Raw genomic sequence first — 19155 nt, 5'->3', positions numbered from 1 at the left:
CCGGGCACCCCGGCTCACAACTTCAGATCGAGAAGCCCATCGCCCAGATCCTCGTCAGACAACGTCTGCTGGATCAGTGCGCGATGCGCTTGCTCGCTCCACAATTCAAACTTTTCACCCATGCCCATCAACACTGCTTTCTTCTCGATGCCCACCGCGCTGCGGTGACTGGACGGCAGGCTGATACGGCCATTGCCATCCAGTTCCAGATGGGCGGCCGAGCCGACAAGCTTCTGCTGCAGGGTGCGCACTACGCGCTGGGTATTGGGCTTTGCCATTACGTCGTCCCGCACCCGCTCCCACTCCTGCTCTGAGTACAACCACAAGCAACCGGCTTCGAAGGGGTTGTAGGTCAGCACAAGGCGATTACCGCTGGCACGCGCGACCAGGTCGCGATAAGCGGTTGGCACCGCCATGCGTCCCTTGTCGTCAACCGTGATGGCAGTCTCACCCTGGAACACGCCTATGGCACCCGTTCGTTGGTTTTGCTTGGGAAGTTATTGAACCACGAAAAACCACAAAAAACCCGGTTTCCCCTCTGATGCCCACCTTAGCAGCGGCCATAGGGTTGTCAACAACTTTCCGCGCACAAAATCACCTGCCGCATCAATGGCTTGCACCAATGTTTAGAGAGTTGTTCAAGGTTTATCCACAAGTTACTGGTTTACTTCAAATTTTGAGATTTGTATGAAATTCAGTGGCGTAGAGGTGGCGTGAAAATGGAGCCTGAGCCCAGCCGCCATTCAGCCCCACTTGGCTGGCACCCGCGCAAAACGGCACACTCCGTGCATGTGCCTTGTCGCCCTCGCCTGGAAAACCCACCCGCATTGGCGCCTGCTCATGGCCGGCAACCGTGACGAGTTCCACGCCCGCCCCACCGCGCCGTTGCAGCGTTGGCCATCGCCCTACGACAACGTGATCGCCGGCCGCGACCTGCGCTCCGGCGGCAGCTGGATGGGCGTGAATCTGCGCGGGCAGGCAGCCGTGGTCACCAATGTGCGCGACCCGAGCGCAGCCACTGGTGGACCTTCGCGTGGCGAGCTGATCGCCAGCTACCTGGCTGGCGGACAGCCGGCCACGGACTATGCCGACACCCTGGCCAGCCGGGCGCCGGAGTTCGCACCCTTCAATCTATTGGTCGCCGACGCTGAAAGCTGCAGCTATCTGGGCAACCATCCGCAGGCCCGGCAGGATCTGGCGCCAGGCGTGCACGGCATGTCCAACGGCGCACTGGATGCGCCCTGGCCCAAGACTCGTCGTTTGATGTGCGTACTTGAGGCCTGGCTGGCCGCCGGTGACCGCGGTCTGGAGCCGCTTTGGGCGGCACTGGCTGATGAGCAGCAGGCACCAGACGCACAGCTTCCAGCTACCGGTGTTCCGCTGGAGTTGGAACGGCGGTTGTCGAGCGCGTTCATACGCGGGACCGACTACGGCACCCGCGCCAGCACCATCGTGGCGATCGACCAGGATGGAGGAGGATTCATCCACGAACGCCGCTTCGGCCCAGATGGCGTGTATCTGGGGGAGGTGCGCATGGAGATTGGGAAAGAAGGCTTTGGCTCCTAGTTCCCTCCCATTCGCCGCAGGCGAAGGAGAGGGTTAGGGAGGGGTGCTTTGGCTTTGGCTTTGGCTTTGGCTTTGGCTTTGGCTTTGGCTTTGGCCCACAGCCAAAGCAAGATCAAAAGCCCCCCATCCGCCCTTCGGGCACCTTCCCCCGCAGGCGGGAGAAGGGAAAGAACACAGCAAGGCAGGAGCAACAGCCAAGGCCAAAGCCACGGCAACAGCAACAGCAACAGCCAGAGCCAAAGCCAAAGCCAAAGCCTCAGCAAAAGCCAGAGGCAGAGGCAGAGGCAAGAGCAAGAGCAAGAGCCACAATCACAATCAGGGCCAGAGCTGGAGCCAAAAACAGAGCAAAATTCGCAGCCACAAAAGCCACAGCCGCACCCTCCCCGCCACGATGCGCAGCGAGCCAAGCAAAAAATCCGAAGAGCAACAGCCCCCTTTAGTAAAGGGGGCGCGCCGACAGGCGCGGGGAATTGGAAGGCCAGAGGCCCGGGGCCCAAAGTTTTGCCACGCAAAACTTTGGGGCTTTTTCTGCCCGGCGGGCAGAAAAAGCGGCGGAGCCGGCCGATAAGCCGGGTTTTGTCGTGGACAGTCATTCCTCTAGGCGCTACGTCACCGTAACGCTCAAGCAACCTACCCGGACCCGACGCGGGCCACGCCATTAGGTCCCTATTTGGTCTTGCTCCAGGTGGGGTTTGCCGTGCCGGTCTGTTGCCAGACTCGCGGTGCGCTCTTACCGCACCATTTCACCCTTACCGGCCTCTCGAAAGAGACGTAGGCGGTATCTTTCTGTTGCACTTTCCGTCGGCTTGCGCCGCCCAGGCGTTACCTGGCACCTTGCCCTGTGGAGCCCGGACTTTCCTCGGCATTCCCGAAGGAATGACGCGACTGTCTGGCCGACTCCGCCGCGCGCATTATCGCACGTCCGGCACCGCACCGGCCGATCATTTCATTCAGCTGCAAGCAGTTGGTAACGCAGCGGCCGCACTCCCTCCGCAGTGAATGACAGCAGCCAGCCTTCATGCAGGATGTCGATCTGCTGGAAGTCCGCATGTGCGCCACCGTCCCGCAACTGCTGCGACAACTCATCAAGCGCCGCCAACGCCCAGCTGCGTAAAACTGCCGGATCGGCGTCTTCGACGAAGGCCACCGTCGGCAACGGCCAGTTGTCGTACAGCAACAACACATTGCGTGATTGCCGGGCATAACCCGGCTTGTGCAGCACCTGGCGCTTTTTCTCCACCGCCCAGCGCATCACTTCCACCCACAGCCGCTCAGGCTCATCGCCCGCCCATGGACTACCCTCATAGGTATCCGCCAACAACTGACGCAGCAGCGGACTATCCCATTCGGCCCGCGCTTCCTCGGCACGGTGCTGCGGCACCGGCCGCACCCAGCCGGAGTTGATGCCGTTCAACTTGGCCTGTACCTGCTTGAAGGCCTCAGGCACCACTTCCATGCATTCCACGCCGACCCGTGCATTGCCAGCGTCCAGCATGAAATCCGGGCTCTCGCGCTTGCTCACCCTTAACGGATAGACCAGCTCCGATGCCCAGGCGGTCAACCAGCGCACCATCATCCAGCGCTCGCGCTGGGTCTTGATCTCGGCACCCGTGCCACCCGCCAGCGGGTGCTCGCGCAGGTCCAGTTGCTGGCGCAGGCTGGCGGCATCAGCCGCCGCCCACATCGCCTCAGTCGTTGCTGCCCTGTCCATACAAAGCCTTGCGCGGCGCGCCGCTCAGTTCGGCCGCCAGTTTGGCGGCAGTGGAAGGCGGCAGGTGCTCGTTCAATTTGGCGTACAGGCGCCGACCTTCGGCGATTTTGGCTTGTTCATCGTCACCGGCGCCCTGCACCATCACCACAAACTCGCCCTTGCGCTGATTGTCGTCGGCCAACACCTTGGCCAGCAGCTGATCCAGATTGCCATCAAGCACGGTCTCGAACAGCTTGGTCAGTTCGCGCGCCACCACCGCCGGGCGCTCACCACCAAAAGCCGCCGCCATGTCGGCCAGCGATTCGGCGATGCGGTGCGAGGATTCATAAAACACGAGGGTGCCGGTCTCGGCCGCCAGCTTGTTCAGGCGCTCGCGCCGGGCTGCGCCCTTGGCCGGCAGAAAGCCCTCAAATACAAAACGATCACTGGGCAATCCGGCCACACTCAACGCGGCAATTGCCGCGCAGGCGCCTGGGACTGGGCTGACCTTGACCCCGGCCGCGCGCGCCGCGCGTACCAGACGGAAGCCCGGGTCGCTGACCAGTGGCGTGCCGGCATCGCTGACCACCGCCAACGACTCACCGCCCAGCAGGCGCGCCACGACGCGCTCGGCCATCGCTTCTTCGTTGTGGTCGTGCAGCGCCACCAAGGGTTTGCTGATGCCGAAATGCGATAACAGCTGACCGGTATGACGGGTGTCTTCCGCGCAGATGGCGGCCACCGAACGCAGCACCTCCTGTGCACGCGGGCTCAGATCGCCAAGGTTGCCGATCGGCGTGGCAACGACATACAAGGTGGCAGCAGCAGTACTCATCATCGGTATTTCCGTGGGCCAAGGGTAGAATCGTACCGTTTCCCCCGCCCGGCACTGCCGCGCCCTGTCGAACGGACCTCAAATGAACAAGCCAGCCGCACGGATTTCCGCCCTGTCATTGTCGATGCTGCTGTTCGTCGGCTGCGCCACCACCAGCGTAGCGCCGACCAGCTCCCCCGCCCAGCAGGCCGCCATCGCCCTGCTTGAACAAGGCAAGCCGCGCGAAGCCGCACAGCAGCTGGAAGCCCAGGCTGCTTTGGTTCGCGGTGCTGGCAAGAGCTCGCTGCTGGCCGATGCCGCCTTTGCCTGGCAGGAGGCCGGTGACAGCGCGCGTGCACGCATGCTGATGGCACAGGTGCAGCCGCGCCAGCTGTCCGGCGCCACCCGCCAGCGCTTCAACCTGCTGCAGGCCGAGCTGGCGTTGAGCGACAAGCAGCCGGCCACCGTACTGCAGGTGTTGACCGAGAACCCGGCAGCGCTGCCGGCAGCGCTGCAGGCACGCTGGTACCTGGCCCGCGCGCAGGCGCTGGAAGCCAACGGCGACGCCTTTGCCGCCGCCGCCGAACGCGCCCGCGCCGGCACCCTGCTCAGCGGCACCGCCCGCAATGACAACCAGCGTGCCATCACCCGCCTGTTGGCCGGCCTGAACGACGCCACCCTCAGTAGCCGCGCCGCCGCGCTGCCGGTCGGCGACCCGCTCTACAACCACGCTGGCCGCGCGATGATCGGCCGTGGCCTGCCGCTGCCGCGACCATTCGACCGTGACACCGCCTCGCAGCTGGATACCAGCAAGCGCCCGGCGGCCGATGCCGACGGCTATCGTCCGCCGGTGAAGATGGCGGTGTTGTTGCCACTCAGCGGCAACCTGGCCGCGGCCGGTGCCTCGGTACGCGACGGCCTGCTGGCCGGCTACTACGGTGAAAGCCGCCGCCGCCCATCGATCGACTTCATCGACACCAAGGGCACCGCCAGCGGTGCCGGCGCGGCCTACGACAAAGCGGTCGGCAACGGCGTCGACTTCATTGTCGGCCCGCTCGGCCGCGACGAAGTGGATGCGCTGTTCCACCGCAGCGAGCTACCGGTGCCGCTGCTCGCCCTGAATCGTGGCAAGGACGCACCGCCGCCAGGCAGTGCGGCTTTCTCGCTGGCACCGGAAGATGACGGCCTGATGGCCGCCGAATACCTGCTCGGTCGCGAGCGCCGCAATGTGCTGGTGATCGCCAGCAGTGACGATGCTGGCCGTCGTTCCAGCGGCGCCTTCAAGGAACGCTTCAGTGAGCGCGGCGGCAAGATCGCCGCGACCATCAACGTCGGCGACGTGCCGGCCGACATCACCGCGCAGCTGCGCCAGGCAACCGGCGTCGACGCGATCCTGCTCGCAGTCAAGGGCAACCAGGCGCGCGTACTGGCGCCGCAGCTGGCCCTGGCCGGATTGGGCGGCGTCACCCGTGTCGGCACCTCGCAGTTGACCGCAGGCACCGGCAAGGCCGAAGACGATGTCGCCCTGGATGGCATCGCCTTCCCGACCGAGGCCTGGAGCAGCCGCGGCGTCGCCGGCCTGCCTGCCGCGGCAGCAGTTGCCACCACGTTGCCGACCGCACGCGGCGGCGCCGGTCGTCTGTTCGCCTTCGGCTACGACGCCTGGAAGATCACCGCCTACATGGAGAAGCTGGCCAACAGCACCAGCGGCGGCCTCAGCGGTGCCACCGGCACCCTGCACCTGGACGGTTTCGGCAACGTGCTGCGCACCCCGGCCTGGTCGACCTTCAGCACTGGCCGCCCGGTCGCCATCGGTGATGGTCGCTGAGCAGAACGAACGCGGTGCAGCGGTGGAAACCGCTGCCCGCGCACTGCTGCAAAAATCTGGCCTTCAGTGGCGGGCCAGCAACGTACGCTTTCGCGGCGGTGAGCTGGACCTGGTGATGTACGACCGCGAAGCAGCCAGCCTGGTCTTTGTCGAAGTGCGTTACCGCCGCTCAGCGCAGTTTGGCGGCGGCGCTGCCTCCATCGATATCAGCAAGCGCCGCAAGCTGGTCCGCGCTGCCCAGCTCTACCTCAACCAACACCCTGCGCTGGCCAACAGCCCCTGCCGCTTCGACGTGGTTGAAGCCAGTGGCGAACCGCCGCGCCTGAACTGGATACGCGACGCTTTCCGCGCCGACGACTGCTGATGCCAAGCATATTCACCCACGCCGCGATCCCACTTGCACTGTGGTGTGCCAGCGAGCGCGGGCGCGTTTCCACGCGCCTGCTGGGCGCGGGCATCATCGCTGCGATGCTGCCCGATGCCGATGTACTGGCCTTCGCCCTGCATATCCCCTACGCCGACAGCTTTGGTCATCGCGGCGCCAGCCACTCACTGCTGTTCGCCACGCTGTTGGCGGCCCTGGCCGTTGCCTTCGCCAGGGCACTGCGTGCGGGCCGCCTGCAGGCGTTTGCATTCGTCTTCATCTGCGCGTTGTCGCACCCATTGCTGGACGCCCTGACCTCCGGCGGCCTAGGCGTCGCGCTGTGGTGGCCGTGGAGCGATCAGCGCCTGTTCGCTCCTTGGCGACCGATCCGCGTATCCCCGTTCGCTAACAACTTCTTCAGTGCGCGCGGCCTGCAGACGGTGTTGTCGGAGCTGCGCTGGGTATGGCTGCCTTTGCTGGTGGCGGTAATCGGCTGGAAGATGGTTCAATCGCCGCAGGGTTGGCGCCGCCGCGTCAACGATTGAGCCACCTGGGGGAACCATGCGCCACCGCCTGCTGCAGTCTTCAAGACTGCTGTTGTCCTGCTGCCTGTTGCTGCTGTCCATCCCATCATTCGCCGCCGCTGAAGTTCCTGCCGCCGGCGAGTTCCCGCCCTCGATCGCACTCGGCAAGAACCTGCCCGGGGAACTGGTCGACCTGCAGCAACGTCGCGGCAAGGTGGTCATCATGACCTTCTGGGCGAGCTGGTGTGGCCCCTGCATGCGCGAACTGCCCGTGCTCGCGCACCTGCAAAGCGTGGTTGGCAAGGATGCGCTGGAGGTCATCGCAGTGAACTGGGACGAACCGCGCGCGCAGGTGGTGAACTTTGCACGCCGCAACAGGAAGCTCGACCTGGAATACGTACTCGACAGCAAGGGCAAGGCCGCCGAAGCCTATGGGGTGAAGGCCATCCCCCTGATGTTCGTGCTGGACCAGGATGGCCGCATCAACGCCGTCCATCGCGGCTATTCGGAACAGTCGTTGCCGAGGATCCTGGAGCAGGTGCTGGCCCAGCTGCCCGAACATGTACGCACCCGGCCTGCGCAGAACATCAACACCAACAGTGGCGGATGACACGGCCTAGAATGGGCGGGTGAACACCGCCCTTTCCGACGCATTCAAGCACACCTTGGCACAGCTGCTGGGCGATGGCTGGCGCACCGACGCCACCTCGCTCGCAGCCCATGCGCAGGACAACTCCTGGCGACACGCCTTGCCGCAAGGCGTGGCCCTGCCAAGCACACGCGAACAGGTTCAAGCCATCGTCCGCGCCTGCCGCGAACACGGCGTGCCCCTGGTCGGTCGCGGCACCGGCACCGGTACCACCGGCGCTGCGGTACCCACGGCTGGTGGCATCGTGGTGTCGTTCGCACGCATGAACCGCATCGTTGCGATACAGCCCGGTGATCGCTGCGCAGTGGTCGAACCCGGCGTACTCAACGGCGATCTGCAACAGGCACTGATGCCGCACGGCCTGTTCTGGCCGCCTGATCCTTCCAGCGCTGATATCTGCAGCATTGGCGGCAACCTGGCCTGCAATGCCGGCGGCCCGCGCGCGGTGAAGTACGGCACCAGCCGCGACAACGTGCTCGGGCTGGTGGCGGTCACCGGCACCGGTGAGTTGATCCAGTGCGGCGGCGCCTATACCAAGGATTCCACCGGCTACGACCTCACCCATCTGCTGGTTGGCAGCGAAGGCACGCTGGCGCTGATTGTCGAAGCCACGCTCAAGCTGACCCCTCGCCCGCGCAGCCAGGCTGGCCTGCGTGTGCTGTACCGCGATGCCGAAGCGGCTGCCGCTGCCGTATCGCGGGTGATGGCACAACCGGTGACGCCGACCACCCTTGAATTCATGGATGCCCGCAGCCTGCAGCTGCTGCGTCGCAACGGTGCGCAGGTGCCCGAAGCCGGCGCGATGTTGCTGATCGATGCAGACGGCGATGAGGACACCCTGCCCTATCTGCTCAATGCATTGGCCGAAGCGGCTGAAGGCGACGGCATGCTGGCGCTGGATGTGGCCACCGATGGCAGCGCACGCGACAAGCTATGGGCGGCACGCCGCGCGTTGTCGCCGGCACTGAAAACCATCGCACCAGGCAAGATCAATGAAGACGTGGTGGTGCCGGTGTCGCAGATCCCGGCGCTGGTGGAAGGCGTGCAGCGACTCTCCGAACAGGCCCAGCTGCCGATCGTGACCTTCGGCCATGCCGGCAACGGCAACCTGCACGTCAACATCCTCTATCACCCGGATGATGCGGACGAGAACGCGCGTGCGCATGCGGCCTTGCCCAAGGTATTTGCATTGGCGCTGCAGCTGGGCGGCACCTTGTCGGGCGAGCACGGCATTGGCCTGGCCAAACGCGATTTCATGGCGCAGGCGTTTTCGGCAGGCACCTTGGCGACGATGCGCGCGATAAAACTGGCGCTGGATCCGGACGGCATCCTCAATCCGGGCAAGGTGTTGCCGGAGGCGTAGGGCACGGCTGGCTGTAGTGCCGAGCCATGCTCGGCAGGGGCCTTGCAAGCGCAACGTCGGAAGATTCACCGGCTTCGCGGCTTACGCCGCTCCCACAATCAACAACCAGCACCATCGCCAGCTCAGGCAATCGCTTCGGCGTAACGACAGGACAGCAGTGCCTTGATCAGGAAATCGACCTGGCTGGTTTCGCGGGCGTCCACCCACATCACCGGCAAGCGGTGGCCTTCGCCGGCCAGGGCATTGCGGAACTCGCTGAAACTGAAATCAGGTTCGCGGTCCTGGCAGGTCACGCCTACGGCAAAGCAGGCATCCGGCGCCAACGCACGGAAACGCTCCAGCAGTGTCAACGTACTTGGCAGCGCGCGCGGGTTGAGTGCGCTCACAAGTACGATCACGCCAATTGCGCCTTCCGCCACGATCGGCCACATGAAATCCAGGTAGGCCTGGCCCGGCACGCCATAGACGTGCAGCAACTCACCATCGCCCAGTTCAATGGAGCTGTAATCCAGCGCCACCGTCGTATGCGACTTGTCTTCAAATGCCTCAAGCGCTGCTTCGTCGCTGATCGGCATTTCCGTGCTGATCGGTTCCATGTCCGAGATCGACCGGATCGCAGTCGTTTTACCCGCACCCATTTCACCGACAAAAACCAACTTGGTTGCCATAGCCGTCAGACCTGAAGCCCCTTGGAGAAGTTGAGCCCGAATCGCTTGGCGATACGTGTGAAGAAGCCGGATACCTTGTTACCGGAACCACGCGCCGACACAACGTCGGCGCCACTGCCATCAAGCAGCCCGGTACAGGCCGCCGCGGCCATGATACGGGCAATATCATCCAATGACGTGCCGGTCGCCTGCGCCAGTTCACCCGGCTGCCACGGCCGCCGCATCATCGCCGCCATTGGCAGCAGCCATTGCACCGGTAACTTGCCGGTCTCGACCTCGGGCCAGCCGCGCAGCTGGCAAGGGTTTGCGGTTTCCCGTTGCAACAGCGGCTCCGGCGAGCGTGCCGCCGCCTGCCAGCAGAAATCCTCGAATGCATGGGTACTGACAGCGTCAGCCATGCATTCATCCAGCCCCTCGGCACTGCCCAGCAGCGACAGGGTCCAGCCCGGCTCGGCAGCGGCCTTCAGGAAGTTCTCATAGGGCAGATCGCGCAGCAGAGTTACCCGCGTATGCGTGGCATCAATCAGCAGCTTGACCAGGCCCATATGCAGCAGACTGGGCTTGCCCTTGCTGTCACCAAGGCTACGGAACAGCGTACGCGGCTTGAAACGCTCGCCACTGTTGTCCGACGCCAACAACAGCTGTCGCAGCTGCTGGAAAATGTCGCGGACGCTGGCGCCGTAGGCCACGCCCGGAATGCTCAGACCCGACAACACCTTGCGCGTGACCGCAAGCACCGGCAAACCCTGCTGACTGGCCTCGCGCAGCAACTGCTGGCCATTGCTGTCATCGATGCAGGCCACCAGCAGATCCACCTGTTGGTGGTTCCACTCCTGCACCTCGGCCTGGATGTACTCGGCCATCAGCAACGAACTGGCAACCTTCAGCCGCATCATGTGCAGGACATCCAAACCCTGGCAGCCGATAACGGCGGCAGAGATCTTGCGGGCGGGTGCACTCATGGTGTCGATCAAGTCTGTGAGTCGAAGCTCTATCGACGTACTGCTGCTCCGTCATGGAGCAGCAGCACGTCATTGCATCACTTGAAATCGAGCGTCTGTTCGAACGACTTCAGCTCATGGCGTGCCAGCGCCAGGTTGGCGCGCGAACGGTCCAGCACCACGTACAGGAACAGGTCCGCATTGCTTTCCAGCGGACGGATCAGGTGGTACTGCTTGGTCAGGGTGATCAGGATGTCCTCGATGGCATCGGTAATGCCGAGCGAGGCAGCAACGCGGCGCTTGGCACGCACTACTTCGGTGTTGCCAGCAGCAGCAACTTCCAGGTTGATCGGGCCACCGCCGAGCATGCCCAGCGCCATGCCGCTGTCACTGTCGACCAGCGCAGCACCAACGAACCCAGCGATTTCATTCAACTTGTCCAGCTTGACGTTCCCAGCCATGTTTTTCTCCGTTCCTGATCGATTGTTGTCTAAGTGTTGAATGCGGCCAGGCCGCTGTGCAGCACCGGCATCGCATCAGTTTTCGTACTCGAACCCGTTCACCCGCGCCGCCTCCCTGGCATGCCAGGCAAGCTGCAGCACCGATGATTTACAACAAGAGAGTTACAGCAACACCTTGATCCGCGCCGCAGCATCGCGAGCGGCGTACAGCAGGATGGCAAGGGAGGTATCGGCATGGCCGAGCGCGGCCAGCGTATAGGGACGGTCCGCAGCAACGCGTACCAGCACCATGCTGCCCTGTGAGGTGGACATGGTCACGTAGTCGGCCGCTGTCAGGCCGAGCTCGCGCGACAAGGTTTCCCCAAGCGTCAAGAAGGAATTGCTCATCGCCGACAAGCGCCGTGGATCGAGCTTGTTCAACGAACGGTGAGCGATCGCACGGCCATCGGCCGTGGAGACCAGCAGCATGGAAATGCCAACGTTGCGTTCAATGACGGTATCGAGTGCTGTTTCCAAGGCACGGCTGTCCACCGTGACCGAGGGCGTACCTACATCACTCATCTTCGCCCTCACTTTTTCCAACGTTGCTGTTTCCACGACCACTTCCCCTGTTTGCTGTCGCCGGATGCAGACTCTCGATTGCACCAAACCGCGACTTCCATCACGAACGAGATGTTAAATATGAATACGTGGATGCCGCGTGAACACTGAAACCCGTCTTACTGCCTGCGGGGCTCTCCCCTAGTCCCCGACGCCTGAGAAGTGGTTGTAACCCTGCCTTGATGCCACCCGCACAGCCCCCTCCTGGTTGATCACCTGTACCCCTGTCCCGGCTCGAATATAGCCAATACGGGTAAGCGGAACTGCTACGGATGCCATGGTTTCGTGCAGGGCCTGCCGCTGCTCCGGCGGCGCGGTGAAGCACAGCTCATAATCGTCTCCGGAACTGGCGCGCGAGGTTCTGAACGCCTCGGACAGGCCCGCCAGCGCAGCCGCCGACGAGGCCGGCAATGCGTGTTCAAGCACATCGGCGGCAACCCCGCTGCGTGCGCAGATGTGACCCAGATCCGCGAGCAGACCATCGGATACATCAACCGCAGCACTCGCTACACCCCGCAGCGCACGGCCCAGCTCAACCCGCGGCGTTGGCCGCGCCAGGCGCTGGCGTAGATGCTCCAGCGCTGCATCGTCTGCAATCCGGCTTACATCCAGCGTCTGCTGCTGCCACAACCCCAAGGCCAGGCCAGCCTCACCCGGCACACCACTGACCCATATGTCATCGCCGGGCTTGGCACCATCGCGGCGCAATGCCTGCCCCGCTGCTGCCTGGCCCATCGCGGTGATCGAGATCGACAGCGGACCACGCGTGGTGTCACCGCCAATCAGGGCGATGCCATGCAGATCGGCCAGCTGGAAGAAACCTTCAGCGAATTGATCGACCCAGTCCGGATCGGCATCGGGCAGTGACAGCGACAGGCTGCACCAGGCCGGTTGCGCGCCCATTGCGGCCAGATCGGACAGGTTCACCGCCAAGGCCTTCCAGCCGATATCGGCGGGTGGCGTTTCTGCCGGAAAGTGCACGCCAACGTTGAGCGTATCAGTGGTCACCACCAGTTGCTGGCCCGGCGCCGGCTGCAACAACGCGGCGTCATCACCGATCCCCAACACGATGTCCGCACGCACGGCGGTACGCCGGCGAATGCGTTCGATCAGGCCAAACTCGTCAAGGCTCATCACTGCGCTCCCTCAAAAACAACAACGCCGGCACCGATGATATCGGCCCGGCGTTGTGGCAAACCCCAAGCGCGGCGATCACGCCGCCAGCGCTTACTGGCTGGACTCGGTCTTGCGCCACTCCACGGCGGCGCGGTCGAGCACGCCATTGACGTAGGTATGGCCGTGCTCGGAACCAAAACGCTTGGCGGTTTCGATGGCTTCGTTGATCACCACGCGGTACGGCACGTCCTGGCGATAACGCAGCTCGTAGGCGGCCACGCGCAGCACTGCACGCTCGATGGCGTCCACTTCCTCAACCGCGCGGTCGACGAACGGGGCGAGCGCCTCGTCCAGGTCACGGCGGTTGTCGAGCACACCGCGCAGCAGGCTTTCGAAATACACCAGATCGGCGATTTCGTGGGCCTGCTCATGGGCAAACTGGGCCAGCAGCGACTCCGCGTTGCCGCCGGAGATCTGCCAGGCGTAGATGGCCTGCAGGGCACGGCGGCGCGCGCGCGAGCGCAGCACCGGATCGATGCCGTCGCGGCGAACCGGCTTTCCGGCAGGCTTGCCGTTGTTCTTGTTGTTCATGGCAGCTGTTCCAGAAGATTGACCATTTCAATTGCCGCCAAGGCGGCTTCCTCACCCTTGTTGCCGTGGCTGCCGCCTGCGCGGGCCTCGGCATCTTCCACCCGCTCCACCGCCAGCACACCATTGAGCACCGGCACGCCGAAATCCAGCTGGGCGCGCATCAGGCCTTCGGCACAACGGTCGGCAACGTGCTCGTAATGGCGGGTATCGCCACGGATCACGCAGCCCAGGGTGATGATTGCGGCGTGTTGCCCGGCCGCAGCCAGACGTGCCGCAACCAGCGGGATTTCCCAGGCACCGGGCACACGCACCACGTCGATGGCGTCCTCGCCGATACCATTGCTGGCCAGGCTCTGGCGCGCGCCGGTCACCAACGCATCGGTGATGCGGGCATTCCAGCGGCTGGCAATGATGGCAAAACGGGCCGAACCGGCCGGGCGGAGGTCGCCTTCGTAGTGGCTCATGGGGGCGTGGGGTTCCAAAAGGTGGGTAAGTCTAACGTGCGGGGGCTTAACCCGCGACGCAGAAAGCGGCTGCAAGCCCAGTCCAGCCGGGCTTGCAGGCCATGCCAATGGCTCAGGGCTGCACGGTTTCGACGATTTCCAGCCCATAACCGGCCAGGCCGATCTGCCGGCGCGGGGTGCCGAGCACACGCAGCTTGCCCAGCCCCAGGTCCGACAGGATCTGCGCACCGGCACCGTTACGGCGCCACTGGCCCACGTCCTTGTCCTTGCCAGGAATGACCGGTGCCGGCTGCTGGCGCAGACGGGCCAACAGGGAGTTGGTGTCGCGCGGGGCTGACAGCACCACCATCACACCGGTTCCGGCGGCATCGATGGCGCGCAGTGCATCGGTATTGGCCACGCCGAAGTCATCACGGCGCCAATGCAGCAGGTCGGCCAGCGGGTTCTCCACCTGCACGCGCACCAAGGTCGGCGTGTCCTTGTCCGGGGTGCCGCGGACCAAGGCGAAATGCAGGTCGTTGGCGATGCGGTCGCGGTAGGTCACCAGCTTGAAGGCGCCGAACTCGGTGTCGATCTCGCGCTCGTCCACGCGCTCGACGGTGTGCTCGGTGGCCAGACGGTAGGCGATCAGGTCGGCGATCGAGCCCATCTTCAAGCCATGCTCGCGGGCGAACACTTCCAGCTCCGGGCGGCGCGCCATGCTGCCATCGGGATTGAGGATTTCCACCAGCACGCCAGCCGGTTCCAGCCCGGCCAGCATGGCCAGATCGACGCCGGCTTCGGTGTGGCCAGCACGGGTCAGCACGCCGCCCGGCTGGGCAATCAGCGGGAAGATGTGGCCCGGCTGATGCAGGTCGGACGGCTTGGCATTGGCCTTCACCGCGGTGCGGATGGTGTGGGCACGATCATGCGCGGAGATGCCGGTGGTCACGCCTTCGGCGGCTTCGATGCTGACCGTGAAATTGGTCTGGAACTGCGCAGTATTGGCCTGCACCATCGGCGCCAGGCCGAGGTCGGCTGCGCGCGTACGGGTCAGTGGCAGGCAGACCAGGCCGCGGCCATGGGTGACCATGAAATTGATGTCCGACGCTTTGACCAGTTCAGCGGCCATGATCAGGTCGCCTTCGTTCTCGCGGTCCTCGTCATCGACGATGACGACCATGCGACCGGCGCGGATCTCTTCCAGCAGTTCGGGAACGGGGGCGAAATTCATTGTGCGGCTCCTTGGCCCAGCAGGCGCTCGACATAGCGGGCGACCAGATCGATTTCCAGGTTCACCGCACTGCCCACGCCGGTGGCGGAGAACGCGGTGTTGGCGACGGTATGCGGGATCAGCGCGACCTCGAAGCCTTCGTCATCGGCTTCGTTGACGGTGAGGCTGACACCATCCACGCAGATCGAGCCCTTCTTGGCGATGTACTTGAGCAGCGGCTTGGGCGCGGCAAAGCGCCAGCGCAGGGCGCGTGCATCCTCATGGACGGACAGCACCTTGCCGAGGCCATCGACATGGCCGCTGACCAGATGGCCGCCGAGGCGGTCGGTCGGGCGCATCGCGCGCTCAAGATTGATCACGGCACCTTCGGCCAGACCACCAAGCGTGGTCAGGTCCAGGGTTTCGGTTGAGGCATCGGCCTTGAAGCTGCTGCCGTCGAAGTCGATGACGGTCAGGCAGACGCCGTTGACGGCGATGCTTTCGCCCATCTGCACCTGCTCGAACGGCAGGCTACCGACGGCAAAGGTAAAGCGGACATCGCCGCCGATGGGTTCGCGAGCGGCCAGACGGCCGACGCCTTCGATGATTCCAGTAAACACTAACGTTCTCCGCAGTAGTTGAGCGAAAAACGCCGCAAGGCAAACAGGCGCACGGACCCATTGGAGGGCCCGAAACACCGTCTTCTTTCATCCGGACTATGACCGTCGGCTCCGGCATCTGACCGGATCTGCTGACCTCCAACCGGGCGAGCGCACTGCTGTGCGGGCCTTGCTGGAGCGCTCGCGGGCTCGCACAGCGCCCCTTTGGGGGGCATTGCACCTACCGCCGGTGGGGAGTTGCACCCCGCCCTGAAGACGTTTGTGAGTGCCGGCGAACCGGCCCGACGATTGTACCAGCGCCACCCTCGGGAAGGCCTTGGCTGGGCTGAACAAGTGCTTCCCATCGGTGGAACGGGAGTCTGCAACTGTAGCCATCGTGGAAGCGGGCGCGCGGCTAATGCCGCCTGCGTCCGAACAAACTGCCCACACCAACCAAGGCAAACAGGCCGCCCAGCACGCTCATCAGATGATCACGCCATTGCGCCATTGCCGCTGCTGCAAACCAGAGAACCGCCACACAGAGGAACAAACAGCTTTCAAGCTTCAAGACGATTACTACCTCTGAGTGCCATTGCTCATCGCGGAGCGCGCACAAATTAGGTGGTAATCGACCTCGCGGTAATAGGATTGTTCTTGAAATTGAGCCCCTCGGGAGCGCTCCCGGGCCGCAGCCCCGCGAACCTACAGGCATCCATTCTCTTCCAACGCCAGTCAATCAGCACCTATCTGCGCCCTAAATCCAATCAACGCGCACCCACCGCAACTGCAATTCCGGCCACCAGCCAGACTTTTCAGGCGTAAAGATTTCATTAGACTCCGGCCGCCGCTACATGACGTACGGTCCCGGTCCGCAATGGGCTGGTTGACACGGATATCGCACTGAAGAGGAATCCATGCGCAAGACCCTGTTTCTGGCCGCCATGCTGGCAGCCGCACCTGTTGTCGCCTCCGCCGACGAGCTGAGCTACACCTACGCCGAAGCCGGCTGGACCCAGCTCCAGATCAACAGCAACGACCTCGATGACCCGAGCCTGGACGGCGCCTACCTGCGCGGTTCGTTCGACATCGCCGGCAAGGTCAACCTGTTCGCCGGCTACTCCCAGGTCCACAAGTCGATCAGCTGGGGCAACGGCGAGCGCTCCAAGCTCAAGCTGAGCCAGCCGGAGCTGGGCGCCGGTTACCACATGAACATGAGCGAGCGCGTCGACTTCACCACCGACATCGCCTGGTTGCGCCTGAGCCTTGAAGAAAAGCTCAGCGGTGCTGGCGCATACAACGGCACCTACAAGACTCACACCAACGCCGGCCGCGTCACCATCGGCCTGCGCGGCAAGCCGTCGGCGCGCACTGAAGCCTGGATCAAGGGCGGCGCCCTTGATGGCAGCGACATGGACACCGAGTTCGTCGGCGTACTGGGCGGCCAGGTCAAGTTCAACAAGACCTGGGGCGTAGTTGCGGAAGGCCAGTGGCTGGGCGACTTTGCCCAGTACTCGGTCGGCGTGCGCGCCAGCTTCTGATCCGGCAGTACCGGGATTAATGCAGCGGGGGCCGAGAGGCCCCCGTTTTTTTGCGCGGTTTACGCGGCCAGACAGCGGCATCAACACCTGCTCTGCCTTGTAGGAGCGGCGTAAGCCGCGAAGCTGGCCGTATGGAAGCACCGGGCATTTGTGCGATCTGATGATGCACGTGCTTCGCGGCTTACGCCGCTCCCACAACCGCAGACGGCTGCATTCGGCCAGGTTGAGCTCGACAAGAACTTGCACCAGGGCAATCTCACAGGCGCCAGCCCTGTCAGACCCTGCCTTGTGGGAGCGGCGTAAGCCGCGAAGCTGGCATCAATGAAACATCGTGTTGCTGGTGCGATCTGACGATGTACGTGCTTCGCGGCTTACGCCGCTCCCACAACTGCAGGCTGGTTGCATTACGGCCGCAGCAACAGGCGCAGATCCTGTCCCAGCATGCGGGTGTCCACCAACTGCAAGCGCTGCACCTGCGCCATGGATTCAATGCCCAAGCCTGCCAGCAGCGGCCTTGCGCCGTCGCCCATCAGCAGCGGTGCCATGTACAGCAGCAGCTCATCCACCAATCCGGCCTTGAGCAAGGCACCACACAGGGTTGGCCCGGCTTCGACATGTACCTCGTTGATGCCGCGCGCAGCCAGCAGCGCCATCACTTCGCCCAGATCAAGCCGGCCATCATCCTGCATGCGCACGGTGCCGAACTCGGCACCGTCCACGTTGGGTGCGACCAATGTTGGATCATGCAGATACAAGGTAGGCGCATCGCCTTCGCGCACGCGCTTGCATTCCAATGTGCGCAAGCGTGCATCCAATACCACCCGCAACGGCGGCAGGAACTCGCCTGACTCTGGCCGCGCGGTCAACAACGGATCATCCGCCAGCACCGTGGCCGCACCGGTCAGGATTGCCGCCGCACGTGCGCGCCACTGCTGCACATCGGCGCGCGCGGCTTCACCGGTGATCCACTTTGATTCGCCATTTGCCATCGCCGTGCGCCCGTCCAGGCTACCGGCAAGCTTCACCCGGACGAACGGCCTGCCCCGCTCGATGCGGGACAGGAAACCGCGATTGAGCTCGCGCGCCTGCGCTGCCATCAACCCGACCTCCACCGTGATACCAGCCTGCCGCAGCAGCGCAAAACCGCCCCCGTCCACATCCGGGAAGGGGTCGGCCATCGCCGCAACCACCCGGCCCACACCGGCATCGATCAAGGCCAGCGCACAAGGCGGCGTGCGCCCGTAATGCGCGCAAGGCTCCAGCGTGACGTAGGCAGTCGCGCCACGGGCACGCTCACCGGCCTGGCGCAGCGCGAACACCTCGGCGTGCGGGCCGCCAGCACGCTGATGCCAGCCCTCCCCCACCACCTCGTCACCATGCGCGATGACGCAGCCCACCATCGGGTTGGGCCGCGTGGTCCAGGCCGCGCGCTCGGCCAGGCGCAGCGCGCGTGCCATCAACAAGTGATCGGTGGAGGAGAATTGACTCATTGCTGGAACCTCTTTGCGAATGCAGTCCGCCGCCAGTGCGGGAGCGGTTGCAGGCAAGTGTATGCGCAGCGCCGCCTGCACCGGCAGGCGCACTGCAACTCAGGCGTAGCCGGTGTCCACCGCCATCACAGTGATGGCCAGCGGCCCCAGCTGCAGCTCGGCATGCACGCGCCAGCCAAGCGCGCCATACCAGGGCACCAGCGGCGCTTCGCAGTACAGGTACAACACCGGCACCGCCAGCGCCGCCGCCTGCGTCACGCAGTGCGCCACCAGCGCAGCGCCCACGCCTTTGCCGCGTGCGGCTGGGTTCACGTACAGCGAAGCGAGCCATGGCGACCAGCCACGGATCTGCTCGTGATCGTCGTGCAGCAGGCTGACCGAACCCAGCCAACCACTGTCGTCCTCAGCCAGCCAACTGCAGGGAATGCTGTCGCGGTGCTGCGCCCGCAGCTCGGCCTCGGCCTGGGCCAAGGTCCATTCCGGCAACAAGCTGCCGAATGCCTGCACATGCGCGGCAGCCAGAACGGGCAGCAATTCGGGGCGGTCGATCAGATTGACCATCAACATCGGGATTCAACACCTGCACGAAGATCGGCGCACACGGTACGCCTGCATCGATTGCGCCGCCAGCCTGGGCATGGGCCCGTGTGCAGGAGCGGCGTGAGCCGCGAAGCCAACGTTGTTTGAGCCCCAGCTA

General features: G+C 64.2%; 22 protein-coding genes, 1 other RNA gene and 1 riboswitch. Of the genes, 7 read left to right on the top strand and 16 right to left on the bottom strand.

The window, feature by feature from the left end:
- Nucleotides 1–14 precede the first annotated feature (14 nt).
- Nucleotides 15–461: a division/cell wall cluster transcriptional repressor MraZ gene (mraZ, locus tag ACVOLS_RS02730; RefSeq protein ID WP_057627453.1), complete on the bottom strand. Its 447-nt coding sequence runs from the start codon at nt 459–461 to the stop codon at nt 15–17.
- A gap of 328 nt (nt 462–789) precedes the next feature.
- Between mraZ and ACVOLS_RS02725 the strand changes: the two genes are divergently transcribed.
- Complete coding sequence (locus ACVOLS_RS02725; protein ID WP_481544375.1) at nt 790–1566, top strand: NRDE family protein; 777 nt, start codon at nt 790–792, stop codon at nt 1564–1566.
- 549 nt (nt 1567–2115) lie between these two features.
- Here ACVOLS_RS02725 and rnpB read toward each other — a convergent pair.
- The 3 genes from rnpB to rsmI form a co-directional block, all read right to left on the bottom strand.
- An RNA gene (gene rnpB / locus ACVOLS_RS02720) (RNase P RNA component class A) lies at nt 2116–2467 on the bottom strand.
- A gap of 45 nt (nt 2468–2512) precedes the next feature.
- Nucleotides 2513–3277: a hypothetical protein gene (locus tag ACVOLS_RS02715; protein WP_481544374.1), complete on the bottom strand. Its 765-nt coding sequence runs from the start codon at nt 3275–3277 to the stop codon at nt 2513–2515.
- Nucleotides 3255–4091, bottom strand: a complete 837-nt coding sequence (gene rsmI, locus ACVOLS_RS02710; protein ID WP_481544373.1) for a 16S rRNA (cytidine(1402)-2'-O)-methyltransferase — start codon at nt 4089–4091, stop codon at nt 3255–3257. Before rsmI ends, ACVOLS_RS02715 begins: the two co-directional genes overlap by 23 nt.
- Nucleotides 4092–4173: 82 nt before the next feature.
- On the opposite strand from rsmI, the gene ACVOLS_RS02705 reads away from it, so the two are divergent.
- From ACVOLS_RS02705 to ACVOLS_RS02685, 5 genes are read left to right on the top strand one after another with little or no spacing between them, the layout of a single operon-like run.
- Nucleotides 4174–5898: a penicillin-binding protein activator gene (locus ACVOLS_RS02705; RefSeq protein ID WP_481544372.1), complete on the top strand. Its 1725-nt coding sequence runs from the start codon at nt 4174–4176 to the stop codon at nt 5896–5898.
- Nucleotides 5888–6262 (top strand): YraN family protein, encoded by a 375-nt coding sequence (locus ACVOLS_RS02700; RefSeq protein WP_481544371.1) that lies wholly within the window; start codon nt 5888–5890, stop codon nt 6260–6262. Before ACVOLS_RS02705 ends, ACVOLS_RS02700 begins: the two co-directional genes overlap by 11 nt.
- Nucleotides 6262–6807, top strand: coding sequence for a metal-dependent hydrolase (locus ACVOLS_RS02695; protein WP_481544370.1), 546 nt, complete (start codon nt 6262–6264; stop codon nt 6805–6807). The genes ACVOLS_RS02700 and ACVOLS_RS02695 overlap by 1 nt, the downstream gene beginning before the upstream one ends.
- A 16-nt stretch (nt 6808–6823) precedes the next feature.
- The gene (locus tag ACVOLS_RS02690) at nt 6824–7396 is read left to right on the top strand and encodes a TlpA family protein disulfide reductase (RefSeq protein WP_481544369.1); all 573 of its coding nucleotides are present in this window, start codon (nt 6824–6826) and stop codon (nt 7394–7396) included.
- A 19-nt stretch (nt 7397–7415) separates the two neighbouring features.
- Nucleotides 7416–8798, top strand: a complete 1383-nt coding sequence (locus ACVOLS_RS02685; RefSeq protein WP_481544368.1) for an FAD-binding oxidoreductase — start codon at nt 7416–7418, stop codon at nt 8796–8798.
- A 122-nt stretch (nt 8799–8920) separates the two neighbouring features.
- Here ACVOLS_RS02685 and ACVOLS_RS02680 read toward each other — a convergent pair whose 3' ends face one another.
- The 10 genes from ACVOLS_RS02680 to ACVOLS_RS02635 form a co-directional block, all read right to left on the bottom strand.
- Nucleotides 8921–9475 carry a GTP-binding protein gene (locus tag ACVOLS_RS02680; protein WP_481510971.1) on the bottom strand — a complete coding sequence of 185 codons (555 nt, stop codon included), beginning with the start codon at nt 9473–9475 and terminating at the stop codon, nt 8921–8923.
- The gene (locus ACVOLS_RS02675) at nt 9472–10428 is read right to left on the bottom strand and encodes a hypothetical protein (protein ID WP_481544367.1); all 957 of its coding nucleotides are present in this window, start codon (nt 10426–10428) and stop codon (nt 9472–9474) included. The genes ACVOLS_RS02680 and ACVOLS_RS02675 overlap by 4 nt, the downstream gene beginning before the upstream one ends.
- 77 nt (nt 10429–10505) lie before the next feature.
- Nucleotides 10506–10868, bottom strand: a complete 363-nt coding sequence (locus ACVOLS_RS02670; RefSeq protein WP_057627433.1) for a roadblock/LC7 domain-containing protein — start codon at nt 10866–10868, stop codon at nt 10506–10508.
- Nucleotides 10869–11030: 162 nt separating this feature from the next.
- On the bottom strand, nt 11031–11429 hold the full coding sequence (locus ACVOLS_RS02665; RefSeq protein ID WP_282266335.1) for a roadblock/LC7 domain-containing protein: 399 nt from the start codon (nt 11427–11429) through the stop codon (nt 11031–11033).
- Between the two features lie 180 nt (nt 11430–11609).
- Complete coding sequence (thiL, locus tag ACVOLS_RS02660) at nt 11610–12602, bottom strand: thiamine-phosphate kinase (RefSeq protein ID WP_481544366.1); 993 nt, start codon at nt 12600–12602, stop codon at nt 11610–11612.
- A gap of 93 nt (nt 12603–12695) precedes the next feature.
- The gene (gene nusB, locus ACVOLS_RS02655) at nt 12696–13175 is read right to left on the bottom strand and encodes a transcription antitermination factor NusB (RefSeq protein WP_481544365.1); all 480 of its coding nucleotides are present in this window, start codon (nt 13173–13175) and stop codon (nt 12696–12698) included.
- Nucleotides 13172–13639, bottom strand: a complete 468-nt coding sequence (gene ribH / locus ACVOLS_RS02650) for a 6,7-dimethyl-8-ribityllumazine synthase (RefSeq protein WP_481544364.1) — start codon at nt 13637–13639, stop codon at nt 13172–13174. Before ribH ends, nusB begins: the two co-directional genes overlap by 4 nt.
- Nucleotides 13640–13751: 112 nt before the next feature.
- Nucleotides 13752–14852, bottom strand: coding sequence for a 3,4-dihydroxy-2-butanone-4-phosphate synthase (ribB, locus tag ACVOLS_RS02645; protein ID WP_481544363.1), 1101 nt, complete (start codon nt 14850–14852; stop codon nt 13752–13754).
- A complete protein-coding gene (locus ACVOLS_RS02640; protein ID WP_481544362.1) occupies nt 14849–15451 on the bottom strand; it encodes a riboflavin synthase in 603 nt (200 codons plus the stop codon). Before ACVOLS_RS02640 ends, ribB begins: the two co-directional genes overlap by 4 nt.
- 75 nt (nt 15452–15526) lie before the next feature.
- A riboswitch (FMN riboswitch) is annotated at nt 15527–15712 on the bottom strand.
- Nucleotides 15713–15845: 133 nt separating this feature from the next.
- Entirely contained in the window at nt 15846–15998 is a 153-nt protein-coding gene (locus ACVOLS_RS02635; protein WP_481544361.1) for a hypothetical protein, read from the bottom strand.
- 346 nt (nt 15999–16344) lie between these two features.
- On the opposite strand from ACVOLS_RS02635, the gene ACVOLS_RS02630 reads away from it, so the two are divergent.
- Nucleotides 16345–16968: a hypothetical protein gene (locus ACVOLS_RS02630; protein WP_481544360.1), complete on the top strand. Its 624-nt coding sequence runs from the start codon at nt 16345–16347 to the stop codon at nt 16966–16968.
- A 404-nt stretch (nt 16969–17372) separates the two neighbouring features.
- Here the strand turns inward: ACVOLS_RS02630 and ribD are convergent, their stop codons facing one another.
- Nucleotides 17373–18458, bottom strand: a complete 1086-nt coding sequence (ribD, locus tag ACVOLS_RS02625) for a bifunctional diaminohydroxyphosphoribosylaminopyrimidine deaminase/5-amino-6-(5-phosphoribosylamino)uracil reductase RibD (RefSeq protein WP_481544359.1) — start codon at nt 18456–18458, stop codon at nt 17373–17375.
- Nucleotides 18459–18557: 99 nt separating this feature from the next.
- Complete coding sequence (locus tag ACVOLS_RS02620) at nt 18558–19025, bottom strand: GNAT family N-acetyltransferase (protein WP_481544358.1); 468 nt, start codon at nt 19023–19025, stop codon at nt 18558–18560.
- Between the last annotated feature and the right edge of the window lie 130 nt (nt 19026–19155).

Source organism: Stenotrophomonas sp. STEN038 (assembly GCF_056759895.1).
The sequence above is the reverse complement of the archived record's forward strand: the minus strand, read 5'-3'. Positions and strand labels throughout refer to the sequence as shown.

What these genes read in the sequence shown, in the direction of transcription:
- ribH (WP_481544364.1), bottom strand. Translation starts at nt 13,639, where the DNA reads ATGAGCCACTACGAAGGCGACCTCCGCCCGGCCGGTTCGGCCCGTTTT.
- ACVOLS_RS02630 (WP_481544360.1), top strand. Translation starts at nt 16,345, where the DNA reads ATGCGCAAGACCCTGTTTCTGGCCGCCATGCTGGCAGCCGCACCTGTT.
- ACVOLS_RS02725 (WP_481544375.1), top strand. Translation starts at nt 790, where the DNA reads ATGTGCCTTGTCGCCCTCGCCTGGAAAACCCACCCGCATTGGCGCCTG.
- ACVOLS_RS02700 (WP_481544371.1), top strand. Translation starts at nt 5,888, where the DNA reads ATGGTCGCTGAGCAGAACGAACGCGGTGCAGCGGTGGAAACCGCTGCC.
- ACVOLS_RS02665 (WP_282266335.1), bottom strand. Translation starts at nt 11,429, where the DNA reads ATGAGTGATGTAGGTACGCCCTCGGTCACGGTGGACAGCCGTGCCTTG.
- ACVOLS_RS02715 (WP_481544374.1), bottom strand. Translation starts at nt 3,277, where the DNA reads ATGGACAGGGCAGCAACGACTGAGGCGATGTGGGCGGCGGCTGATGCC.
- ACVOLS_RS02695 (WP_481544370.1), top strand. Translation starts at nt 6,262, where the DNA reads ATGCCAAGCATATTCACCCACGCCGCGATCCCACTTGCACTGTGGTGT.
- ribD (WP_481544359.1), bottom strand. Translation starts at nt 18,458, where the DNA reads ATGAGTCAATTCTCCTCCACCGATCACTTGTTGATGGCACGCGCGCTG.
- ribB (WP_481544363.1), bottom strand. Translation starts at nt 14,852, where the DNA reads ATGAATTTCGCCCCCGTTCCCGAACTGCTGGAAGAGATCCGCGCCGGT.
- ACVOLS_RS02620 (WP_481544358.1), bottom strand. Translation starts at nt 19,025, where the DNA reads ATGTTGATGGTCAATCTGATCGACCGCCCCGAATTGCTGCCCGTTCTG.
- ACVOLS_RS02675 (WP_481544367.1), bottom strand. Translation starts at nt 10,428, where the DNA reads ATGAGTGCACCCGCCCGCAAGATCTCTGCCGCCGTTATCGGCTGCCAG.
- ACVOLS_RS02705 (WP_481544372.1), top strand. Translation starts at nt 4,174, where the DNA reads ATGAACAAGCCAGCCGCACGGATTTCCGCCCTGTCATTGTCGATGCTG.
- rsmI (WP_481544373.1), bottom strand. Translation starts at nt 4,091, where the DNA reads ATGAGTACTGCTGCTGCCACCTTGTATGTCGTTGCCACGCCGATCGGC.
- ACVOLS_RS02690 (WP_481544369.1), top strand. Translation starts at nt 6,824, where the DNA reads ATGCGCCACCGCCTGCTGCAGTCTTCAAGACTGCTGTTGTCCTGCTGC.
- thiL (WP_481544366.1), bottom strand. Translation starts at nt 12,602, where the DNA reads ATGAGCCTTGACGAGTTTGGCCTGATCGAACGCATTCGCCGGCGTACC.
- ACVOLS_RS02670 (WP_057627433.1), bottom strand. Translation starts at nt 10,868, where the DNA reads ATGGCTGGGAACGTCAAGCTGGACAAGTTGAATGAAATCGCTGGGTTC.
- nusB (WP_481544365.1), bottom strand. Translation starts at nt 13,175, where the DNA reads ATGAACAACAAGAACAACGGCAAGCCTGCCGGAAAGCCGGTTCGCCGC.